The following is a 19,367-nucleotide window of genomic DNA, read 5'->3' as shown; positions in this document are numbered from 1 at the left end:
GTTTCGGAATTAAATGATTATTCTAGTCTTCCAAAAATTTTAGTTGTAATCCCGGAGCATTTAGTTGTAATTATTGAAAGATTAGTTGTAAAAAATGCCGCTTTAGTTGTAAAAGCACTAAAAAAGCTACCCCGAACAATTTCGGAGTAGCTAACAGTCTCGATTTATTTATTCAAATACGCCCAAGCATACTGCGCGTACAATTCTGCTCCAGTAACAAGTGCATCTTCGTCGATATCGAAGTTCCCGTGGTGATGTGCCCATTCGGTATCTTTTTCAGGATTTCCACTTCCTACTAGGGCAAAGCTACCTGGTGCTTTCGTTAAGTAAGCAGAGAAGTCTTCCGCACCCATGGTTGGTTTTTCATCGTACACCGCATCAGATCCAAATGCTTCCGAAGTAATTTGTTGCACGAGTTTTGCGCTCTCTTCTTCATTCACTACCGTATCTGTACCGCGAATATATTCCACTTCAGCAGTAGCACCATAAACGGCAGCAACACTTTCTGCATACTGCGTAATGCTTTTCTCAATATGGTCGCGCGTTTCCGGATGGAATGTACGAACTGTTCCTTCGATTTCAGCATTTTCAGCGATTACATTAAATCTTGTTCCGACAATCATTTTTCCGATAGTAAGAACAGCAGGACTTTGCGGGTCAATCGTTCTAGAAACAACCGTTTGCACATTCATAACAAAGGAGGAAGCAACGATTGCTGCGTCGATACAAGCTTCTGGCATCGCAGCATGTCCACCTTTACCTTTGAATCTCACTTTGATAATGTCTGCAGCAGCAAATGACGGACCGGGTGAGCAGGCTACTTTATTTGTTGGCATTTGAGACCAAATATGAATACCAAACACGTTGTCTACACCGTCCATCGCACCTTGAGCAACGATTGCTTTTGCTCCTCGTGCTGCTTCTTCCGCTGGTTGGAACAAGAAACGTACATTTCCTGGAAGCTGATCTTTTACATCGTTCAAAGCCTTCGCTGCTATTAACAACATAGAAGTATGTGCATCATGTCCACAAGCATGCATTTTTCCTTCAAATTTAGAAGCATATGGTACATGTTTGTTCAGTTGTTGAATCGGAAGTGCGTCCATATCAGCTCGTAGTGCAACTGTTTTTCCACCTGGAACTGCTTGAATTTCAGCGATTACTCCAGTAGGCTCCGTTTGACGGTAAGGAATACCAAGACTGTCTAGATACTCACAGATAAACGCAGTTGTTTTGAATTCCTCAAATGATAACTCAGGCTCACTATGCAGCTGGCGACGTAAGGCAGTAAGCTCTTCACTATTATTATTAATAGATTGCTTTATTTTTTGATTTATCATGTTTTATTACCCCCATTAGTTGTTTTATTATAAGAATCCTACGAATATACCTGCAAGAATAACCGATACGATTGTTACGCTTATAAATCCGCCTACAAGCATCGGTGCAAGCATATGATCAGTCAGTGCCTTTCGTTCTTTTTCATTTTGTGTTAAAGAGTTAATCACTTCGTTCGTAATAATATAATCTGCTGGGAAGCCATATAATGCAGTTAAAGAAATAGCGAACGCCATATTTTTGCTTACCTTTAGCACTTTTCCCATAATGAAGGAGAAGATGTACATCCCGATAACCCCTATTACGATTGTTCCGATTAGTGGATAAAGAATATCAACAATCATAGATGGTGTAGCGGTTTTTAGCCCATCAAATACGAACAGCATTAGTACCATTACACATAAACCAAACCCATTTGCTTTTTGTAATACATGACGCTCCAAAAAACCAACACTTTTTGCAATAATACCAAATAACAAACAAAGTACATACGGACTTACGTCCACAATTGGTGCTAATAATGTAGAGACAAGATAAGCAAGAAAGCCGACAAGCGCTAAACGGAAAAATTTAAAATAATCCGTATTATATTGTTTAGGTAGCTTACGGAACATTTTCAGCTCATCTTCCGATTCAGTAGAAGAAGTGGACGTTTGTTCTGTTGAAGCTAACTCGCCTTTGCGGAACTTTTCAAGAAGCACTTTCCCTTCTTTTTTAAGTGCAATGGATGTTAATGGATAACCAGCAAACCCTTGCATCACATAAATAACAATGGCGAAAACTGAAAGAGTAGTTAAACCTGCGTTTGCAGCGCCCTCTGACATGATTAAAGCAGATACAATTCCTCCAACTAGAGGTGGTATAGCAACAATGACTGTTTCAACACCAAATAGAAATGTGCCTATTCCAAATAGTGCTGCAATAATACCTAAAATTCCTGCGAGGGAAATTAAAATGGTTTTCCATTGTTCTTTTAATTGCTGAATAGAAAGTAAAGTACCCATGTTCGTGATGAGTAAGTAAATCATCATTGTAGCAACAACTGGTGGAACCCCAGCGATTGGTACAATATCTTGTGGGAAAAATGTCCAATACCCGATAAGGAAAAGAACGGCGGAAACGAACACAGAAGGAATCCAAGCCTTCGTACGAGTAGAAACAAGATCTCCTATGAATAAAATCGCGATAACGATAACTAGAGCAAGCATTTGAGACATAATAGTAATTCCTTTCTGACAATATAGAATAGTCAACATAATATCACGTTTACGAAGTATATAGTATATTTCAGAAAAGTTAGATTTTAATATTAGAATGTAAGTGATTTCTTGCTTGGAAAGAGTTGGATACTTTCCTGAAATGCAAAAAAGCTACTCTGAATAACCAGAGTAGCTTTAAGTGAATATTCATTATTGAGCTGGGTTTAATTCAAGTTCTACAGAAATTTTGATATCTTCTCCAACAAGTACGCCACCAGTTTCAAGGGCTTGGTTCCATACTAGACCAAATTCTTTACGGTTAATTTTAGTTTCAGCAGAGAATGCTACAACTTCTTGACCCCATGGGTTCGTTCCTTTTCCGCCATATTCTACTTCAAAAGTTACTGGTTTAGTAACGTCTTTAATCGTCATATCGCCAGTTACATCGTATTCACCATCATCTGTTTTTTTGATGTCTGTTGCAACGAATTTGATATTTGGGTAAGTTTCTGTATCAAAGAAATCAGCAGAACGTAAATGGTTATCACGATCTTCGTTGTTTGTAGTAATTGATTTAACATCGATGTCAAAACTAATTGCTGCACCATTCAAATCTTCTGCATTACCATCTAAATCAGCAGTGAAGTTAGTGAAAGAACCTTTTACTTTTGAAACCATCATGTGTTTTACAGAAAAATCGATACTAGAGTGTGCAGCGTCAAGATTAAATTTTGTCATTTTTTATTTCCTCCTAAGAATGTTTTTTGATATTTTTAGTATAAAACATATTAATTTTGAAATCAAGATGTTTTATTTCGAAATAAATTAATTACCTAAACAGTTTTATTTACCCATTTCGTTAACTGAATAAACCATAACTTACTTTATGTAACTAACTTTAGATTAATACTAAACTTACGTCAAGTAATTAAATTACTGTTATTTTACAAAAAAATAATATAGGCGTATAATACGTAGTAATAGAGGTGAATCAGATGAAAGAAACGTTATTATGTCCACGTTTAGCGAAGGCAATGGAGTTGCTCGGAAAAAGATGGACTGCGTTAATTATTTTTCAGTTAATTGATGGAGCGAAACGGTTTAATGAAATCGAGTCGTCTCTTCCTATAAGTGGTCGATTGCTTTCAGAGCGTCTAAAAGAACTCGAAAAAGAGGGCTTAGTAGAAAGAACTGTCTTCTCGGAAGTTCCTGTACGTGTAGAATATAATTTAACCGACAAAGGTTATGCCCTAAAAGATGTAGTGGATGGAATTGAATCTTGGTCTAAAGAATGGTTCTAACAGTTTTGCTTGAAAAATTAGGTGCAAGCACGCATACTATGGAAAGGTATTAGGTTAATGAAGAAAGGATTGGCTATTTTTGGCTAAACAACAATGGTTTCAAGATTTAATTAAACATCTAGATCCGAAGAACGTAAAAATAGATGAAGCATTGAACTTGCATACGATGACACGAATGGGTGGCGTTGCAGATATATTTGTGACACCTGACACGGAGGACGAAGCAGCGTATACAGTTCAATATGCGTATAAAAACAATATTCCCTTATTGCTACTAGGTAACGGTTCTAACATGGTCGTTCGAGATGGTGGGGTTCGTGGTATTGTACTTCGTTTGGAAAAACTGAACAAAATCACGATAAACGGAAACAGAGTAATCGCAGAAAGTGGAGCAGACATTATCGATGTTTCAAGAGCGGTTGCAAGGGAGACACTAACCGGATTAGAGTTCGCCTGTGGTATCCCTGGGTCAATCGGTGGTGCGATGGCAATGAATGCCGGTGCATATGGTGGGGAGATTCAAGATGTAATCGTCCAATCGACCGTCCTCACGCCAAGTGGTGAAAAACTTGTTCTATCAAAAGAAGAACTAGAACTTGGCTACCGTAGAAGTATCATTACGAAAAAAGGATATTATGTATTATCTGCTGAATTTGAATTGGCACCGGGTATACAGGAAGAGATCGATGCAAAAATTGCAGACTTGACGTTCCAGCGGGAATCCAAACAACCTCTCGAATATCCTTCAGCAGGAAGTGTGTTTAAACGTCCACCTGGTTATTTTGCTGGAAAACTTATTCAAGACAGCGGTCTGCAAGGAAAAGGCTATGGTGGAGCGGAAGTATCAACGAAGCATGCAGGATTTATAGTCAATAAAAACAATGCAACTGCAACCGATTATATTAGCACGATCGAAATGGTAAAATCAGAAGTAAAGAAAAACTTTGACGTGGAACTTGAACTTGAAGTGAAAATTGTCGGAGAAAATGCGGACCTGTGAATATATATATTCACAGGTTCTTTTTTTATGGCTAAGGAAATTATCAATAAAGTATGTCACTTTAATTATTAAACGCAGTATAGATATAATGTGTCGTAAGAAAGCTCTATTAAGTGTCCTCTGGGATTTCCGCTTCAGGGCGGATGCTTTCCGTGGGGTGAGCGATGAGCCTTCACCGCCGCTTGCGCGTACGTTGTGAAGTCTCACCTGACTCACTTTATCCCACTGGAGTCACCGCCCTTTCGCTCCAATCCAAAAGGAATTGCTTATTTATCAGTACCGACTTGCTAAAACTAAATATTAAGCAGTTTTTCACATGCGTGCATCTAGAGAATGACTTAGGGTAATAAATCAGTCATGGAAAGCAACCAATTCTTGAAATAACAAGTTTACTTGGAATGAGACGCCGATGAATAAGGTGGTTTATCCCGAGTTAATTAGGCTTTATCCAATTCCTTTTATGTAGAGAAAGCATTTTCTAATTAGGTCTACTAAATAGCACGCAGTGAACCTGAGCAATTTACATCTCCGAACTGCAGAACTAAATTAGAAAGAAATTCTCATGGATTGTAGCGTAAGGGCGGCGACTCCTGCCGGATGAGTGAGACAGATGAACCATCGCAGGCGAACGCGCAGCGTCGGCGATGGTTCATCGCTCACCCGGCGGAAAGCGTCCGCCCTGCAGCGAAAATCCCTGCGGTCATTACGACGCTTTATCCCTATATTGAGAGAGTAGTTCTTCTATTAATATAAAAAAGGACTACTCCAACAATCAATACAAGTCATTCAAATATATGTTTGAATGACCTTGATTTTTGAATAGTTTGAACATATAATAGTGATAACAATCAAACAGACATTTGAATGAGGTGAGCAGATGCAAACAAAAGATATGTGTGAGGTAACAAAAGTAAATGAAAATATAGTATTTTCCGTCAAACAGCAACTTCCAGATGTAACGAACGTTGCGAAAATTTTCAAAGCATTAGCAGATGAAACACGTTTGAAAATAGCGTATGCACTAACAATAGAAGAAGAACTTTGTGTATGTGATGTGAGTGAAATAATTGGTTCCTCTACAGCTACTGCATCGCATCACTTACGATATTTGCGTGATTTATCATTGGCGAAATCAAACCGTAAAGGAAAATTAGTTTATTATGCATTAGCGGATCATCATGTGAACAAGTTAGTTAAAATCGCCTACGAACACGCGATAGAAGAGGGTGAGAAGATTGGAGAAAGCAACTAAAAAAGAGTATCGCCTAGAGAATCTTTCATGCGCCAACTGTGCGATGAAATTTGAAAATAATATAAAAAGCCTTCCAAATGTGGAACAAGCAATGGTTAATTTTGGAGCATCTAAAGTTGCTGTGATCGGGAATGTCACGGTAGAAGATATTGAAAAAGCTGGGGCTTTTGATGGTATTAAAGTGGCTCCTATTAAACAGCGAAAAGATGAGAAAAAAACCTTTCTCAAACGAAAAGAAAATGTCGTAACGGCCACCTCTTTAGTTTTTTTAGTAATTGGGATTATCGTCTCTTTTATGTATGAGGAAACACATCCGGTTGCAATCAGCTTATTTGGAATCGCCATTATAGTCGGTGGATACGATATGTTTAAGAGTGGAGTGTTGAATTTATCACGCTTTTATTTTGATATGAAAACACTTATGACGATTGCTATTATTGGAGCGGTTGTTATTGGTGAATGGCGCGAAGGAGCAGTTGTTGTCCTTTTATTCGCAGTAAGTGAAGCGTTAGAAGCATACTCGATGAATAAAGCACGTCAATCGATCAGCCAGTTAATGGACATAGCACCGCCATCTGCAACCATTCGGCGAGGCGATCAAATAGTAGAGGTCAATACGGAGTTCATTCAAATTAATGATTTATTAATCGTAAAACCAGGACAAAAAATTGCGATGGATGGACTGGTGCAAAAAGGAGCTTCATCAGTCAACCAAGCATCGATTACAGGTGAAGCAGTACCTGTTTATAAAACGACTGGCGACGAAGTGTTTGCTGGTACGTTAAATGAAGAAGGTTCCTTGGAAGTAAAAGTAACGAAAAGAGTCGAAGATACAACGATTGCGAAGATTATTCATTTAGTGGAAGAAGCGCAAGCAGAAAAAGCACCTTCCCAAAAATTTGTAGATAAATTTGCTAAATATTATACGCCTGTAATTATAGCAATTGCTTTTTTAGTAGCTATTGTTCCACCATTATTCGGCGCAGACTGGCAAACATGGATTTACCAAGGACTTGCGGTATTAGTAGTAGGGTGTCCATGTGCTTTAGTTGTATCTACTCCAGTAGCAATCGTGACGGCTATCGGAAATGCTGCGAAGCAAGGTGTGCTTATAAAAGGTGGAATTCACTTGGAAGAAATAGGACGTATACGAGCAATTGCTTTCGATAAGACAGGCACTTTAACAAAAGGATATCCAGAAGTAACAGTTGTCGAGTCCGAAAATCCACATGATTTCATGCAAAAAGTAATGTCGATTGAAGCGTATTCAGGGCATCCACTTGCACAAGCGATTGTGAGATATGGCAAAGCGGAACATATTCATGCTGTTGATGTAGATGATTTCGGGTCCATTACTGGTAAAGGAGCTGAAGGAGTCGTCGGTGGGAAGAAGTGGTCAGTAGGTAGTGTGTCATGGATTCTTTCAACTAGTACCGTTTCAGCTGAAGTAATTGAACGGGTTAAACAATTGCAATTAGAAGGAAATACGGTAATGCTTGCAGCAGAAGACGGAATATACAAAGGATTTATCGCAGTTGCCGACCCAGTTCGCACAACTAGCAAGAAAGTGCTCCAAGTTCTTAAAAGTGCAGGTATAAAACATATGGTCATGCTAACTGGAGACGACGCACGGACAGCAAATGCTATTGCTACTAGACTTGGCATGACAGACATCGAAGCGGGACTTATGCCAGAACAAAAACTGATAGCTATTAAAGCATTAAAAGAAAAATATGGAGCAGTTGCAATGGTTGGGGACGGAGTAAATGATGCACCAGCACTTGCGGCAGCATCTGTTGGAATTGCAATGGGTGGTGCCGGTACGGATGCGGCACTCGAAACTGCTGATGTTGCACTGATGGCAGATGACTTAGAAAAACTACCGTATACGATTCGATTAAGTCGAAAAGCATTGCATATTATTAAAGAAAATATTATGTTTGCTTTAGGGTTAAAGATAATTGCGCTTTTACTTATCATTCCAGGATGGTTAACATTATGGATTGCCATTTTCGCGGATATGGGTGCAACCTTACTAGTAGTGCTGAATTCATTGCGACTATTAAAAGTGCATAAATAGAGTACGTTCGGAGGGAAATAAAATGAAGCTTACAGAATGGACGATGGAAGAGCAAGAACAGCTCATTCATTTCATGACGACTAATACTTGGCCATATCATGGAAACGCACATCCGGCTAGGGAATTAATTGAAAAGACAATTGAAGAAGGCGGATATCAATCCGACGAAGTAAAAACATTTTGGGTAGAAAATGAAGATAATAAACAGGTGGGAATTGTTAAAATTTACGATTTGCAAGACGAGATTCCTTTGTTTGATTTACGTATTGCAGATGAAGCACGAGGCAGAGGATACGGTCCTCGTGCATTAAAGATGGTTGCAGAGTATGTTTTCCAATTACCGGAGGCTAAAATTCGTTTAGAAGGTCATACAAGGCAAGATAACTTTGCCATGCGTAAGACGTTTGAACGTGCCGGCTTTGTAAAAGAAGCCCAGCTCCGTCAAGCATGGTTTTCTCCGAAAGAAGAATCTTATTACGATGCAGTTACATATGGTATGACGAGAGAAGACTTTTTAAAAGGAACTGCAACTCCGGTAAAATGGGATGATGATTCTCACCCAGAAGTGAGTAAAAAGGAAGACTATTCTTTTTCGGAAGAACTTCATACGGAACGATTAATCATTAAGGCACCTAAAGTAGAGGATGCAGAAGCATTATGGAAAGCGATTATAAGCTCCCATGATGCATTAAAAGAATGGATGCCTTGGGCGCAAACAAAACAAACATTGGAGCAGACTACTACTAATTTGCGACAAGCGGTTGCTGATTTTATTACAAGAAAAGATTTAAGACTGCATTTGTTCTTAAAAGAGACGGGAGAATTAGTCGGCTCTTCGGGTTTACATCGAATCGATTGGAAAGTACGTAAATTTGAAATTGGATACTGGATCGATAGTAAGTTTGAAGGGAAGGGGCTGATGACGGAGGCTGTCGAGCGTATTACCAAATTTGCTTTTGAAGAGTTACAAGCAAATCGTGTAGAAATTCGTTGTGATAGCGAAAATGTACGAAGCCGCTCCGTTGCGGAAAGATTAGCGTACACGTTAGAAGGAACCCTTCACCATGATTCTTTATCTGCAGATGGTAAAAAGTTAAGAGATACTTGCATTTACGCTAAAACAAGAGGATAAGCTAGAAAAGTGCAAGCGCCTATGTTAGAGGAATACAGTCTAAGTTCGCGACATCGTGTCGCAACGACTGCATGACCTGCATCCTGCAGGCCTCCGACAGGCAAATGGGGACGTGGAAGGTCTAGGTCTGCAAAGTACGCCACATCGTGTGGCAAAGCAGACATAACCAGCATCGTGCGGGCCAAAGGAGGCAGCTCCACAGCCGCCACAAGCGATTTTGTTTGCGACGAGCTGTGCGCAGGAGCAGCTTTTTTCCATTTGACCCCGAGGGGCAAGGCGCTGGAGCTGGATCTATACTGCATAAAAAAAGGTGCTGCCAATTGGCAACACCTTTTTTTAAAGCGATCGTCTTCCCGCTACAAGCTGAATGACGAAAATAATACCGGCAATAATTAATAGTCCGTGGATAAGTCCACCGCCTATTTTTAATACTAAACCTAACAACCAAAGTACGATTAATATGACGATAATCGTCCATAATATTTTACCCATCTAGAACATCCTTTCCATTGAACATGTTGTTATTAAAAAGTTACCCTTAAAGATAGAGTATTAAACATTATATGAATTTGGTAAATAATTGAAATGCTTGCGTAAAGCATCCGCCTGGAACAGAAAGTAACAGTAGGAAAAGATGTCGAGAATTGTGAAGGTGCACAGGATGTAGTAAAATGAACAAAGAAGTGATGAAAGGAAGATGTATATGCCAACACCAAGCATGGAAGACCATATTGAACAAATATACATATTAATCGAGCAGAAAGGATATGCTCGTGTGTCTGACATAGCAGAAGCATTATCAGTCTTACCATCTTCCGTTACAAAAATGGTACAAAAACTAGATAAAGATGGTTTCTTAATATACGAAAAGTATCGTGGTTTAACTCTTACAACAAAAGGCATGAAACTTGGTAAAAAACTAGTGAAGCGACATGATTTACTTGAAGACTTTTTGCGATTAATCGGAGTAGAGGAAGAAAATATTTATGGAGATGTGGAAGGTATAGAACATCATTTGAGTTGGAATTCGATCGATCGAATTGCCGATTTAGTTTTATTTTTGGAAGAAAATCCAGAGTTGCAATCAAAACTTCTTGCATTAAAAGAAGAAACAAAAGAATAAGAACAGAACCATTTATATGGTAAGAAGGAGAGCGATATTTTTGACAGAACTAGCATCAGGAGAAATTGTAAAATTACAAGTAAAGTCACAAGAAGGATCAAAATGGATCCTTGCGCATAATGCGATGGAAATTCCATTAAACGCATCAGAAGCACCGGAAAATTTACAAGTAGAAGATACGATTGAGGTATTTCTATTTGTAGACCGAAGAGGCAATTTATCCGCAACGACTGGGCTTCCTACTATTCAAAAAGGAACGTATGGATGGGCTAGAGTGATTAAAGTTTCTGAAAAAGAAGGGGCTTTTGTAGATATCGGCACGTCTAAAGAAGTGCAAGTAAAAGCAGAGGACTTACCGAAGATAAAAGAACTTTGGCCAGAAAATGGCGACCATCTATATATGACCCTTCGAACAGATAAAGACGGAGAACTATTTGGTCGTTTGGCAACAGAGGATCGAGTAGAAGAGCTATATATTGATGCACCAACGACATTATTTAACCAAAATGTACAAGCTAGACCATATCGATTACTTCCTATTGGAACGTTTTTACTAAGCGTACCAGAAAACTATCGCATTTTCGTACATCAATCAGAACGTGTAGAAGAACCAAGACTTGGACAAGATCTAACCGTTCGTATTATTGATACGAAAGAAGACGGTTCTTTAAACGGCTCCTTGCTACCACGTAAACACGAGCGTTTAGGCGACGATGCAGAGTCAATCTTTCGTTATTTAAATGATGTTGGTGGAAAAATGCCATTCACAGACAAATCAACACCTGAAGAAATCCAAGAGATGTTCACAATGAGCAAAGCTGCATTTAAAAGAGCACTTGGTAAACTTATGAAAGAAGGCAAAATCGTACAAAACGATGGTTGGACACAAGTAAAAGAGTAAGGAAAAAAGGGGTAAAAAGAATCGATTCATTCGGAACTTTTTGCTCCTTTTTACGTACTAATGGGAGAGCCAACTGGAAAGGAGTTTGATGAAATGAAAAAGTTTTTGCAAACCATGATGGCTATAATATTAGTAATAGGCGCATTTATTGCCCCATCTATTGCCCTAGCAGATTCAGATGGATCGACAACAGAAGAAGTAGTAAATGAGAAGTTTGGTGCACCCATCGTTGTATACGGTGGCAATCTATCAGAAGAACAAAAGAATAGTGTAAAAGAAAGTTTAAAAATAACAGATAGCTCTGATATTCAAGAAATTGAAGTAACAGGGAAAGATCTAGTTACCTATTTGAAAGACGGAGATGCATCTGCTAGAATGTTTTCTTCTGCTAAGATTACTAGAAAAGATGCTGGAAAAGGGCTAGTTATTAATATCGTTACACCAAAGAATATTACAGAAGTAACGGCTGAAATGTATGCTAATGCGATGCTAACAGCTGGTATTCAAGATGCAGTCGTTGAAATTGCAGCTCCTAAACCAGTTACTGGTCATTCGGCATTAGTAGGTATTTACAAAGCGTATGAAGTAACAGGTGGAAAGCTTGATACTGAACGGACAGATGTAGCAAGCGATGAGCTATCCGTAGCAACAATACTTTCAAAAGAAGCCGGTATTGATGAAGCGAAAGTAAGTGAATTATTAACAGAAATTAAAAAGCAAATTGCTGAAAAAAACCCAGTTAATCGCGAAGAGGTAGAAAAAATTGTATCGGAACAACTCGCAAAATTGCAAATTGAGCTTTCAGAAAAAGATCGTCAGTTATTAATCGATATTATGGATCGTATTCGACAACTAGATATCGATTTTAGTAAATGGTCTGATCAGTTAAATGATTTAAGTAAAACAATCGAAGACAAGATTGGTAATATTGTAGACAACGAAGGTTTTTGGCAAAGTGTTAAAGACTTCTTTAAGAGTTTAATTGATTCTATTCATTCTATATTCGGCTAAACGGAGCATCCTAATTGTCCATACGTGACGATTAGGATGTTTTTATTTCATACAGCATAGAGTGTGCACTTTTTAAGGTGAGCGCAGTATAGATATAATGCGTCGTAAGAAAGCTCTATTAAGTGTCCTCTGGGATTTCCGCTTCAGGGCGGATGCTTTCCGTGGGGTGAGCGATGAGCGATGAGCCTTCACAGCCGCTTGCGCGTACGTTGTGAAGTCTCACCTGACTCACTTAGGAACAAAGGCTAGGAGCGCCACATCGTGTGGCAACGCCTTCGTGACCAACATCCTGTTGGCCTCCGCCGGAGTCACCGCCCTTTCGCTCCAATCCAAAAGGAATTGCTTATTTATCAGTACCGACTTGCTAAAACTAAATATTAAGCAGTTTTTCACATGCGTGCATCCAGACAATGACTTAGGGTAATAAATCAGTCATGGAAAGCAACCAATTCTTGAAATAACAAGTTTACTTGGAATGAGACGCCGATAAATAAGGTGGTTTATCCCGAGTTAATTAGGCTTTATCCAATTCCTTTTATGTAGAGAAAGCATTTTCTAATTAGGTTTACTAAATAGTACGCAGTGAACCTGAGCAATTTACATCTCCGAACTGCAGAACTAAATTAGAAAGAAATTCTCATGGATTGTAGCGGAAAGCGTCCGCCCTGCAGCGAAAATCCCTGCGGTCACTACGACGCATTACCCCTATATTGCGAACTATCCTTTTTATTTGCATGCAAAATAAATCTTTGTTAATATATAATTAATATATCTCGAATTCAAGATAAATAATTTAGGAGGAGATTAAGATGAAATTAGCAGGTATACACCATGTATCAGCAATTACTGGAGATGCAGATAAAAATCATGATTTTTTCACAAGAGTATTAGGAATGCGTTTAGTGAAAAAAAGTGTCAATCAGGATAGTACCTCTTCGTATCATTTATTCTACGCAGACGCAGTTGGAACACCAGGAACGGATATGACGTACTTTGACATTCCAATGGCAGGAAAAACATATCCTGGAGTATCTAGTATTAGCAACACCGCGTTTCGTGTAAAAAGCGATGATGCATTAGCATTTTGGAAAGCAAGATTTGAGCAATACGAAGTACCTCATGATCAAATCGTAGAAAGATATGGTAGAAACACGCTTTACTTTGAAGATTTTGAAGGCTCAAGATTGAAGCTCGTTGTAGATGATGGAAAAGGGATTCCTTACGGGGAAGCATGGGTAAAAGATGAAATTTCTGCTGAAAACGCAATTGTTGGTTTAGGACCAGTTACATTAACAGTAAGAAAATCGGCGCCAACTGAAAAAGTGCTTCAAGATATACTTGGGTTTACGTTAGCAGGCTCCTACCCATCCCAAATAGAAAATATGCCGGATATTCTTGTATATACAACAGGGGAAGGTGGACCAGCAGGAGAAGTGCATATCGAAACCCGTACGGACTTGCCTGTTGAGAGACCGGGCAGGGGAAGTGTGCATCATGTGGCATTCCGAGTACCAACAATGGAAGATTATCCGAAATGGGAAGAATTATTACGCTCGCAAGGATTTACCACTTCTGGATTAGTGGATCGTTATTATTTTAAATCGATTTACTTTAGAGAGCCGAACGGCATTTTATATGAATTGGCAACAGATGAACCAGGATTTGATTCCGATGAACCGATGGAATCACTTGGTGAAAAACTGGCATTACCTCCTTTTTTAGAACCGAAAAGAGCTCAAATTGAAGCCAAGTTGCGTCCGTTGTCAATTAACAAATAAATGTGTTAAAATTCAGAAAAGGAGTGGTAGACTATGGATTTTCAATACAAAGAATTAGGTAATGACGTTTTTGCATATGAGTATATACAAGAGGGAGAAAAACTTGGTGAAATAACGTGGACATTACTTGGAGACATCATGGTAATGGATCACACTTACGTTTCTGATAAGTTAAGAGGCCAAGGTGTAGCAAAAAAACTACTCGATACTGCCGCTTCCTATGCACGCGAAAATAATTTGAAAATGGAAGCCGTATGCTCCTACGTTGTAGCAGTCTTCAATAAATCAGATGAATATAATGATATAAAAGCCTAAAAATAAAAAGGCAATCCGCTTTTAAATAAGTGGGTTGCCTTTTTATCGTTTATATACTAAAACTGTGTAAACAATACTAAAATACCTGTTAATACAGAAGCACCTGCCAATGTGTAAAAGAAATCAGACTGGTTAAAAATCAATTTTTTCTCCATCTAATCATCCTTTCTAGTATCAGAGTTAGTTTATAATTACCCAATTTAAGAGTTTTATAAACAGGTTTAATTCAAAATAGGAAGGGAAGATTAAAAAAGTCGAAACTTTTATTAACTCTGTTCGTAGTATAATTATAGTAAATTTTTTTTTAATGGAGGTTGTATTATTTATGTCACGTACAGGAGAAATTGTTTTAGGTGCTATAAGTGCGGTTTTTACAGTTGTTGCAATTGTAGCCTTAGCTTTTATTGTAATGAGTGGAAGTGCTGCACTTCAAGATCCAGCGGTAAATGCTGAATTACAACAAGAAATATTAAATAATCCAAACTTATCGGGGCAGGATGCGGAAATGTTGGCACAGGCGTTTGAAGTACTACCAAATGCGTTCAGTGCATTTGGATGGGGATTCATCATTGTCCTTGTGATTAGCCTCGTGTTAAATATTATTGGAATTGTCGCTGTAACGAAAAATAATAAACCAAAGCTTGCAGGTGTTATGTTCATATTGGCTGGGCTATTTGCCGGAATTATTTCTATAACTTCGATTTTATTGTATATCGCTGCAATTATGTGTTTTGTTCGTAAGTCGCCAGTGCAGATTGCGGAGCAAGAATACTAAACACTAAATAAAGTGGAGTAATACGGAAAATCATTGTTTTAGGTAAGAATACTACAAAACGTTATAAACAGAAAAAAACACTAGCTTAGAATGCTGGTGTTTTTAATAAATACATATATTTTGCAGTGGATAGAGGATGACCTTCAAAATATTCGTCAAATTCTTCTAAGCACTCAAATCCAAATTTTTCATAAAAATCACGTGCTTTTTTATTTTTGCTTTCTACATAAACAAATAATTGGCGGCCAGTGTGCATCTCTTCCAATCCTGCTAGCAGTAGCTTTTTACCGTAACCAAGTAGCTGATACTCAGGCAGTATGTAAATAGCTGTAAGTTCTGCATCACCGTCTTCATCTACGTAGGTAAAGCTGGCAAATCCAACTGGTTGCCCTTTATATTCGGCGACTAAAAAGATTGTTTTTTCCATTCGTTTCGCAAGCATCGTATTCGAATATGCTCTTTCTAAAAACAGTGTTTGTATATTATCCGGAATAATATCCTTATATGTTTCGTTCCAACTGATCTTCGCGATTTGTTGTACAGTTGAAATATCTTCTAACGTCGTCGCCCTAATCATTTGAAATCACCTCTAAATTCTTTTTGTTATCATATCAAAAATACGAACAATCTTCTACAGATAAGCAGAATAAAAATACAAACAATACTTGCAAAATGACAGAACATAAGTTTATATAGTGCAAATAAGGGTATGTATATTAACAGGTAATACATTAAGGAAACTCGGAGGTAATTTAAATGGCAAAGAATAAATCGTTATTATTAGCAGGTCTCGCTGCGGGGGCATATGCCTATTTTAGAAAAAAAGAAAATCGTGACAAAGCGGTTGTAGCTTTTAATAATACAAAAGCAAAAATAAATTCGTATATGGAAGCACAAAAGCATAATAATTCGGATTTAACTGCAACGGGCAATCCGGATCCCCAGGATATTCCAGATAACAAAATGGTATCCGAAGGGGCAATGACAAGCGTCCAGTACTATAACGAAGAAGTGCAAGACAAAACTAAAAAGTCTGAAGAAACAAAGTAAAAAGTGCCTATCACGGGCACTTTTTCATTTTATTAAGAAGAATCAGTGGAATCAGTTAATAGCGACTTAATGGAAGGAAATAACACAAAGCCAACCCCATAAAACCCCATCCAAATATACATAAACGATAATATCTCCGTTTGCCCAACATACTAAGAGCCATTCCAAAAGCTAACGTTTTTACGGTTTTGCTCGATCGAAACCAACTGATACAAAAATAACGTTCCACTCGTTGCAAACAGACCAAATAGCAAAATATAAAAAGGTCCTTTTTATCCGTTAACAATCTAGAAATTACATTTTCAATTGTATTCGAAAATGAATACATACCTACAACTAAGCCGGTTACAATGGATTTGCACCAAGTGATTAGCAGCCGGACTCATAATTGGCAACTGTGTAAAAAAAATTTTCGCACTAGAAATGCGGGGGATTAGAGGAAGGAATATGTGAACAATAACCAAAAAATTCATATAAGCTATTTAAAAAGTAGTGGTAAATGTCGAAATAAAATATAGCAAACGATAAATTTATTAATAGTAGTTAAAAAATTCTGGTATAGCATTTGGAAAAATATATGTGAAAAACTTTCCCTATTTTAAGTGATAATAATTCTAATTTCCAGTATAATGATACAAAATGATTCAGTGTTCCTAAAGTCTGGGTTCCGAAAGTACTAGAAAAAAGAAAGATGAGGTTTATATGTATAGTAAAGATAAAATATTCTTAGAGTATTTCTCCAAGTCTTATAACAAAGAAATGGGTGTCACAAATAGAATTGAGGGTTTAGATCAGTTTTTCGAATTAGAGAAGAAGCTATTTTTACATATGTTTTCATATGAAATTGAAGAAGCAAAAAAAGTATTAAGAAAAATGATCGATCTAATCATTGCTAGAACTGGGAAAGAAATGATTTTAAATGTAAAAAATTACTATATACAATTAACTGCCATTATGGCGAGAAGACTATACGAAAACCAAGTGCCTACTGATAAAGTTATGGCATTTAATATTGCTAGTGTTGATATTATTGATACACAAATGAATGATGCACAATTCCTTCAATGTGCAGATGAGCTAGTAGAGTTTTTTGTTTTGGTAATTACGGAAAGAAAAAAACCTTCCTTTGGTCATCAAACTGTTAATAAAGTAATCTTATTCATAAACGATAGAATTGAGACAAATTTAACGGTGGAGGATATTGCAAACCATTTCAATATTAGTACTAGCCATTTGTCGCGTATTTTCAGGGAACATACTGGAGTAACTTTAGTAGAATATTTAAACATTCGTAAAGTCGAAGAATGCCAGTTTTTTTTACGCCATACGAATAAAGCTATTTTGGATATTTCAGATACTTTCCATTTTTGTAACCAAAGTTATTTCACCCGTATATTTAAAAAATATACAGGTGTAACACCAAAACAATTTAGAAATCATTTGGAACATCCAAATTTCAAATATATTTTCCCAAATGAGCCTAAATCGCTTTAGATTTGATAAATAGCTTCATAGTGATGTATACTCGTTATAGTTTGATAATTGTAGGTGAATGAATTGAAAAAGAAGATTAGTTTACTTTCTATTCTTGTATTCGCAGCAGTAGTTCTTAGCGGGTGCTCGGGAGTAGAAAACAAAGAAGGTACTTTTTACAATATATTTGTTCGACCTTTTGAATTTTTAATACATTTCTTTGGTGAAATGTTCAATGGTAGCTATGGCCTAGCAATTATTGCAATCACAGTTATCATCCGTTTTGCTCTTATGCCGTTAATGCTTAGAAACTATAAGCACCAACAAGGCATGAAAGTAAAAATGGACAAGCTGAAACCAGAAATGGACGAAATTCAAAAGAAATTGAAAGAAACAAAATCTAAAGAGGAACAAATGGCTTTACAGCAAGAAATGATGGGCTTATATCGTAAACATGGCGTAAATCCATTGAATATGGGTTGTTTACCAATGCTTATTCAAATGCCAATTGTCATGGGATTATACTTTGCTATTTCACACTCAGATGAGATTAAAGCACATCCATTTTTATGGTTTAACTTAGGTTCACCTGATATTGCGATGACGCTTGTAGCTGGGGCTGTGTATTTCATCCAAGCGAAAGTATCGTTGTGGACAGTCCCTGAACAACAAAAGCAACAAATGAAAATGATGATTTATATTTCGCCTATTATGATTATGTTCATCTCGTTTAGTTCAATGGCTGCATTGCCGCTTTACTGGACAGTTGGTGGGATATTATTAATATTCCAAACATACTTAGGTCGAAAATTCTATTCGAATCATCCAGAGAAAGCAGAAGAATCAGTATAACTTGACTCAGCAAATAATAACTGGTGAGTCAAGTTAAGGCTCAGGCGGATGTCACAGATTTTGAAGGCAGTCTAAGTTCGCGACGTCCTGCTCCTGCGCAAAGCTCGTCGCAAAAGTGCTTTTGTCGCAACGACTGCATGACCAACATCATGTTGGCCTCAAGCGCAATTCAAAATCTGGACGGCAATTACGCCGAGGCGTAATTGATCATGAAACGAAGCTGTTCTAGCTTCGTTTTTTTCTTGTGAGGTGTAGGAAATGAAAAAAAATTGGATTTTTACTGTTTTAATTGTTGCAGCTGCAATTACCGCATTAGTATTTATTGTACTAGGAAATTTAAACTTGGCGGTTCTATTTATGACTGCCATTTTTGCAATGAGTAATGGTTACCGTGCGATAAGTTTTAAAGAAAAAGGGTTTCCACGTGAGGCGAAGTGGATGAGAACGATGGCGATCATCTTTACTGTCCTATTTTTCGTTGTTTTAGGTTTAATATTATTTTAAAAAATGCGTTTACCTGAAAAAGGTAGACGTATTTTTTTACGGCTTAGATAATTATAAAAGAAATGTTATGTGGATAACTATCTCTAAGCAACAGAAGTTATGCAACTTTTTTTATATTAAGCGCATTGTAAGGACAATGCGTCTTAAAGAATTTACCGCTATGATTTCCGCTCCAGGCGGACGCTTTCCGCTTCAATCAATAGGAATTTCTTGCTAATTTGGTGTCTGCAGTTATCAGAGATTGAAATTGATCAGGTCTACTACGCAATATTTATTAAACCTA

20 protein-coding genes are annotated in these 19,367 nt (G+C 37.6%); 15 read left to right on the top strand and 5 right to left on the bottom strand.

Annotation, left to right across the window (positions count from 1 at the left end; all coding sequences use genetic code 11):
• Nucleotides 1-164: 164 nt before the first annotated feature.
• The 3 genes from ACIQYS_RS02300 to ACIQYS_RS02290 form a co-directional block, all read right to left on the bottom strand.
• Nucleotides 165-1,337: a M20 metallopeptidase family protein gene (locus ACIQYS_RS02300; protein WP_402974863.1), complete on the bottom strand. Its 1,173-nt coding sequence runs from the start codon at nucleotides 1,335-1,337 to the stop codon at nucleotides 165-167.
• A gap of 30 nt (nucleotides 1,338-1,367) precedes the next feature.
• A complete protein-coding gene (locus tag ACIQYS_RS02295; protein ID WP_402974261.1) occupies nucleotides 1,368-2,555 on the bottom strand; it encodes a hypothetical protein in 1,188 nt (395 codons plus the stop codon).
• Nucleotides 2,556-2,747: 192 nt separating this feature from the next.
• Nucleotides 2,748-3,275, bottom strand: a complete 528-nt coding sequence (locus ACIQYS_RS02290; protein WP_402974256.1) for a YceI family protein — start codon at nucleotides 3,273-3,275, stop codon at nucleotides 2,748-2,750.
• A 257-nt stretch (nucleotides 3,276-3,532) separates the two neighbouring features.
• On the opposite strand from ACIQYS_RS02290, the gene ACIQYS_RS02285 reads away from it, so the two are divergent.
• The 5 genes from ACIQYS_RS02285 (at nucleotide 3,533) to ACIQYS_RS02265 (ending at nucleotide 9,302) form a co-directional block, all read left to right on the top strand.
• Nucleotides 3,533-3,838 (top strand): winged helix-turn-helix transcriptional regulator, encoded by a 306-nt coding sequence (locus ACIQYS_RS02285; RefSeq protein WP_142608809.1) that lies wholly within the window; start codon nucleotides 3,533-3,535, stop codon nucleotides 3,836-3,838.
• A gap of 79 nt (nucleotides 3,839-3,917) precedes the next feature.
• Nucleotides 3,918-4,838, top strand: coding sequence for a UDP-N-acetylmuramate dehydrogenase (gene murB / locus ACIQYS_RS02280; protein ID WP_402974250.1), 921 nt, complete (start codon nucleotides 3,918-3,920; stop codon nucleotides 4,836-4,838).
• Nucleotides 4,839-5,715: 877 nt separating this feature from the next.
• Nucleotides 5,716-6,090 (top strand): ArsR/SmtB family transcription factor, encoded by a 375-nt coding sequence (locus ACIQYS_RS02275; RefSeq protein WP_402974247.1) that lies wholly within the window; start codon nucleotides 5,716-5,718, stop codon nucleotides 6,088-6,090.
• Complete coding sequence (locus ACIQYS_RS02270; protein ID WP_402974244.1) at nucleotides 6,074-8,170, top strand: heavy metal translocating P-type ATPase; 2,097 nt, start codon at nucleotides 6,074-6,076, stop codon at nucleotides 8,168-8,170. The genes ACIQYS_RS02275 and ACIQYS_RS02270 overlap by 17 nt, the downstream gene beginning before the upstream one ends.
• 22 nt (nucleotides 8,171-8,192) lie before the next feature.
• Entirely contained in the window at nucleotides 8,193-9,302 is a 1,110-nt protein-coding gene (locus ACIQYS_RS02265) for a GNAT family N-acetyltransferase (protein ID WP_402974241.1), read from the top strand.
• Between the two features lie 336 nt (nucleotides 9,303-9,638).
• Here the strand turns inward: ACIQYS_RS02265 and ACIQYS_RS02260 are convergent, their stop codons facing one another.
• Entirely contained in the window at nucleotides 9,639-9,794 is a 156-nt protein-coding gene (locus ACIQYS_RS02260; protein ID WP_402974238.1) for a lmo0937 family membrane protein, read from the bottom strand.
• A 211-nt stretch (nucleotides 9,795-10,005) separates the two neighbouring features.
• Between ACIQYS_RS02260 and mntR the strand changes: the two genes are divergently transcribed.
• The 6 genes from mntR (at nucleotide 10,006) to ACIQYS_RS02230 (ending at nucleotide 15,205) form a co-directional block, all read left to right on the top strand.
• Nucleotides 10,006-10,425 (top strand): transcriptional regulator MntR, encoded by a 420-nt coding sequence (mntR, locus tag ACIQYS_RS02255; protein WP_402974235.1) that lies wholly within the window; start codon nucleotides 10,006-10,008, stop codon nucleotides 10,423-10,425.
• Nucleotides 10,426-10,465: 40 nt separating this feature from the next.
• Nucleotides 10,466-11,326, top strand: coding sequence for a CvfB family protein (locus ACIQYS_RS02250; protein WP_402974233.1), 861 nt, complete (start codon nucleotides 10,466-10,468; stop codon nucleotides 11,324-11,326).
• Nucleotides 11,327-11,419: 93 nt separating this feature from the next.
• Complete coding sequence (locus tag ACIQYS_RS02245) at nucleotides 11,420-12,337, top strand: DUF1002 domain-containing protein (protein ID WP_402974230.1); 918 nt, start codon at nucleotides 11,420-11,422, stop codon at nucleotides 12,335-12,337.
• Between the two features lie 809 nt (nucleotides 12,338-13,146).
• Complete coding sequence (locus ACIQYS_RS02240) at nucleotides 13,147-14,115, top strand: ring-cleaving dioxygenase (RefSeq protein ID WP_402974227.1); 969 nt, start codon at nucleotides 13,147-13,149, stop codon at nucleotides 14,113-14,115.
• Between the two features lie 33 nt (nucleotides 14,116-14,148).
• Entirely contained in the window at nucleotides 14,149-14,430 is a 282-nt protein-coding gene (locus tag ACIQYS_RS02235) for a GNAT family N-acetyltransferase (RefSeq protein ID WP_402974225.1), read from the top strand.
• A 325-nt stretch (nucleotides 14,431-14,755) separates the two neighbouring features.
• Entirely contained in the window at nucleotides 14,756-15,205 is a 450-nt protein-coding gene (locus ACIQYS_RS02230; RefSeq protein WP_402974222.1) for a DUF4064 domain-containing protein, read from the top strand.
• 85 nt (nucleotides 15,206-15,290) lie between these two features.
• On the opposite strand, the gene ACIQYS_RS02225 is transcribed toward ACIQYS_RS02230, so the two are convergent.
• Nucleotides 15,291-15,782, bottom strand: a complete 492-nt coding sequence (locus ACIQYS_RS02225) for a GNAT family N-acetyltransferase (protein ID WP_402974219.1) — start codon at nucleotides 15,780-15,782, stop codon at nucleotides 15,291-15,293.
• Between the two features lie 179 nt (nucleotides 15,783-15,961).
• Here ACIQYS_RS02225 and ACIQYS_RS02220 point away from each other — a divergent pair, with 179 nt between their 5' ends.
• From ACIQYS_RS02220 to ACIQYS_RS02205, 4 genes are all read left to right on the top strand, one after another.
• A complete protein-coding gene (locus ACIQYS_RS02220; RefSeq protein WP_402974216.1) occupies nucleotides 15,962-16,255 on the top strand; it encodes a hypothetical protein in 294 nt (97 codons plus the stop codon).
• Nucleotides 16,256-16,957: 702 nt separating this feature from the next.
• Nucleotides 16,958-17,749 carry a helix-turn-helix transcriptional regulator gene (locus ACIQYS_RS02215; RefSeq protein WP_402974213.1) on the top strand — a complete coding sequence of 264 codons (792 nt, stop codon included), beginning with the start codon at nucleotides 16,958-16,960 and terminating at the stop codon, nucleotides 17,747-17,749.
• 63 nt (nucleotides 17,750-17,812) lie between these two features.
• Nucleotides 17,813-18,580, top strand: a complete 768-nt coding sequence (gene yidC, locus ACIQYS_RS02210) for a membrane protein insertase YidC (protein WP_402974210.1) — start codon at nucleotides 17,813-17,815, stop codon at nucleotides 18,578-18,580.
• 258 nt (nucleotides 18,581-18,838) lie between these two features.
• Nucleotides 18,839-19,084: a hypothetical protein gene (locus ACIQYS_RS02205; RefSeq protein WP_402974207.1), complete on the top strand. Its 246-nt coding sequence runs from the start codon at nucleotides 18,839-18,841 to the stop codon at nucleotides 19,082-19,084.
• The last annotated feature ends 283 nt before the right edge of the window (nucleotides 19,085-19,367 follow it).

The sequence above is a fragment of the Psychrobacillus sp. NPDC096426 genome, assembly GCF_044762745.1.
GTDB lineage: Bacteria > Bacillota > Bacilli > Bacillales_A > Planococcaceae > Psychrobacillus.
This window is presented reverse-complemented; position numbering and strand designations above follow the sequence as displayed.

Bases quoted from the DNA above. Each gene is read 5' to 3' on its own strand.
- ACIQYS_RS02295 (WP_402974261.1), bottom strand. From the start codon at position 2,555: ATGTCTCAAATGCTTGCTCTAGTTATCGTTATCGCGATTTTATTCATA.
- ACIQYS_RS02290 (WP_402974256.1), bottom strand. From the start codon at position 3,275: ATGACAAAATTTAATCTTGACGCTGCACACTCTAGTATCGATTTTTCT.
- ACIQYS_RS02285 (WP_142608809.1), top strand. From the start codon at position 3,533: ATGAAAGAAACGTTATTATGTCCACGTTTAGCGAAGGCAATGGAGTTG.
- ACIQYS_RS02275 (WP_402974247.1), top strand. From the start codon at position 5,716: ATGCAAACAAAAGATATGTGTGAGGTAACAAAAGTAAATGAAAATATA.
- ACIQYS_RS02265 (WP_402974241.1), top strand. From the start codon at position 8,193: ATGAAGCTTACAGAATGGACGATGGAAGAGCAAGAACAGCTCATTCAT.
- ACIQYS_RS02260 (WP_402974238.1), bottom strand. From the start codon at position 9,794: ATGGGTAAAATATTATGGACGATTATCGTCATATTAATCGTACTTTGG.
- mntR (WP_402974235.1), top strand. From the start codon at position 10,006: ATGCCAACACCAAGCATGGAAGACCATATTGAACAAATATACATATTA.
- ACIQYS_RS02245 (WP_402974230.1), top strand. From the start codon at position 11,420: ATGAAAAAGTTTTTGCAAACCATGATGGCTATAATATTAGTAATAGGC.
- ACIQYS_RS02240 (WP_402974227.1), top strand. From the start codon at position 13,147: ATGAAATTAGCAGGTATACACCATGTATCAGCAATTACTGGAGATGCA.
- ACIQYS_RS02235 (WP_402974225.1), top strand. From the start codon at position 14,149: ATGGATTTTCAATACAAAGAATTAGGTAATGACGTTTTTGCATATGAG.
- ACIQYS_RS02230 (WP_402974222.1), top strand. From the start codon at position 14,756: ATGTCACGTACAGGAGAAATTGTTTTAGGTGCTATAAGTGCGGTTTTT.
- ACIQYS_RS02225 (WP_402974219.1), bottom strand. From the start codon at position 15,782: ATGATTAGGGCGACGACGTTAGAAGATATTTCAACTGTACAACAAATC.
- ACIQYS_RS02220 (WP_402974216.1), top strand. From the start codon at position 15,962: ATGGCAAAGAATAAATCGTTATTATTAGCAGGTCTCGCTGCGGGGGCA.
- ACIQYS_RS02215 (WP_402974213.1), top strand. From the start codon at position 16,958: ATGTATAGTAAAGATAAAATATTCTTAGAGTATTTCTCCAAGTCTTAT.
- ACIQYS_RS02205 (WP_402974207.1), top strand. From the start codon at position 18,839: ATGAAAAAAAATTGGATTTTTACTGTTTTAATTGTTGCAGCTGCAATT.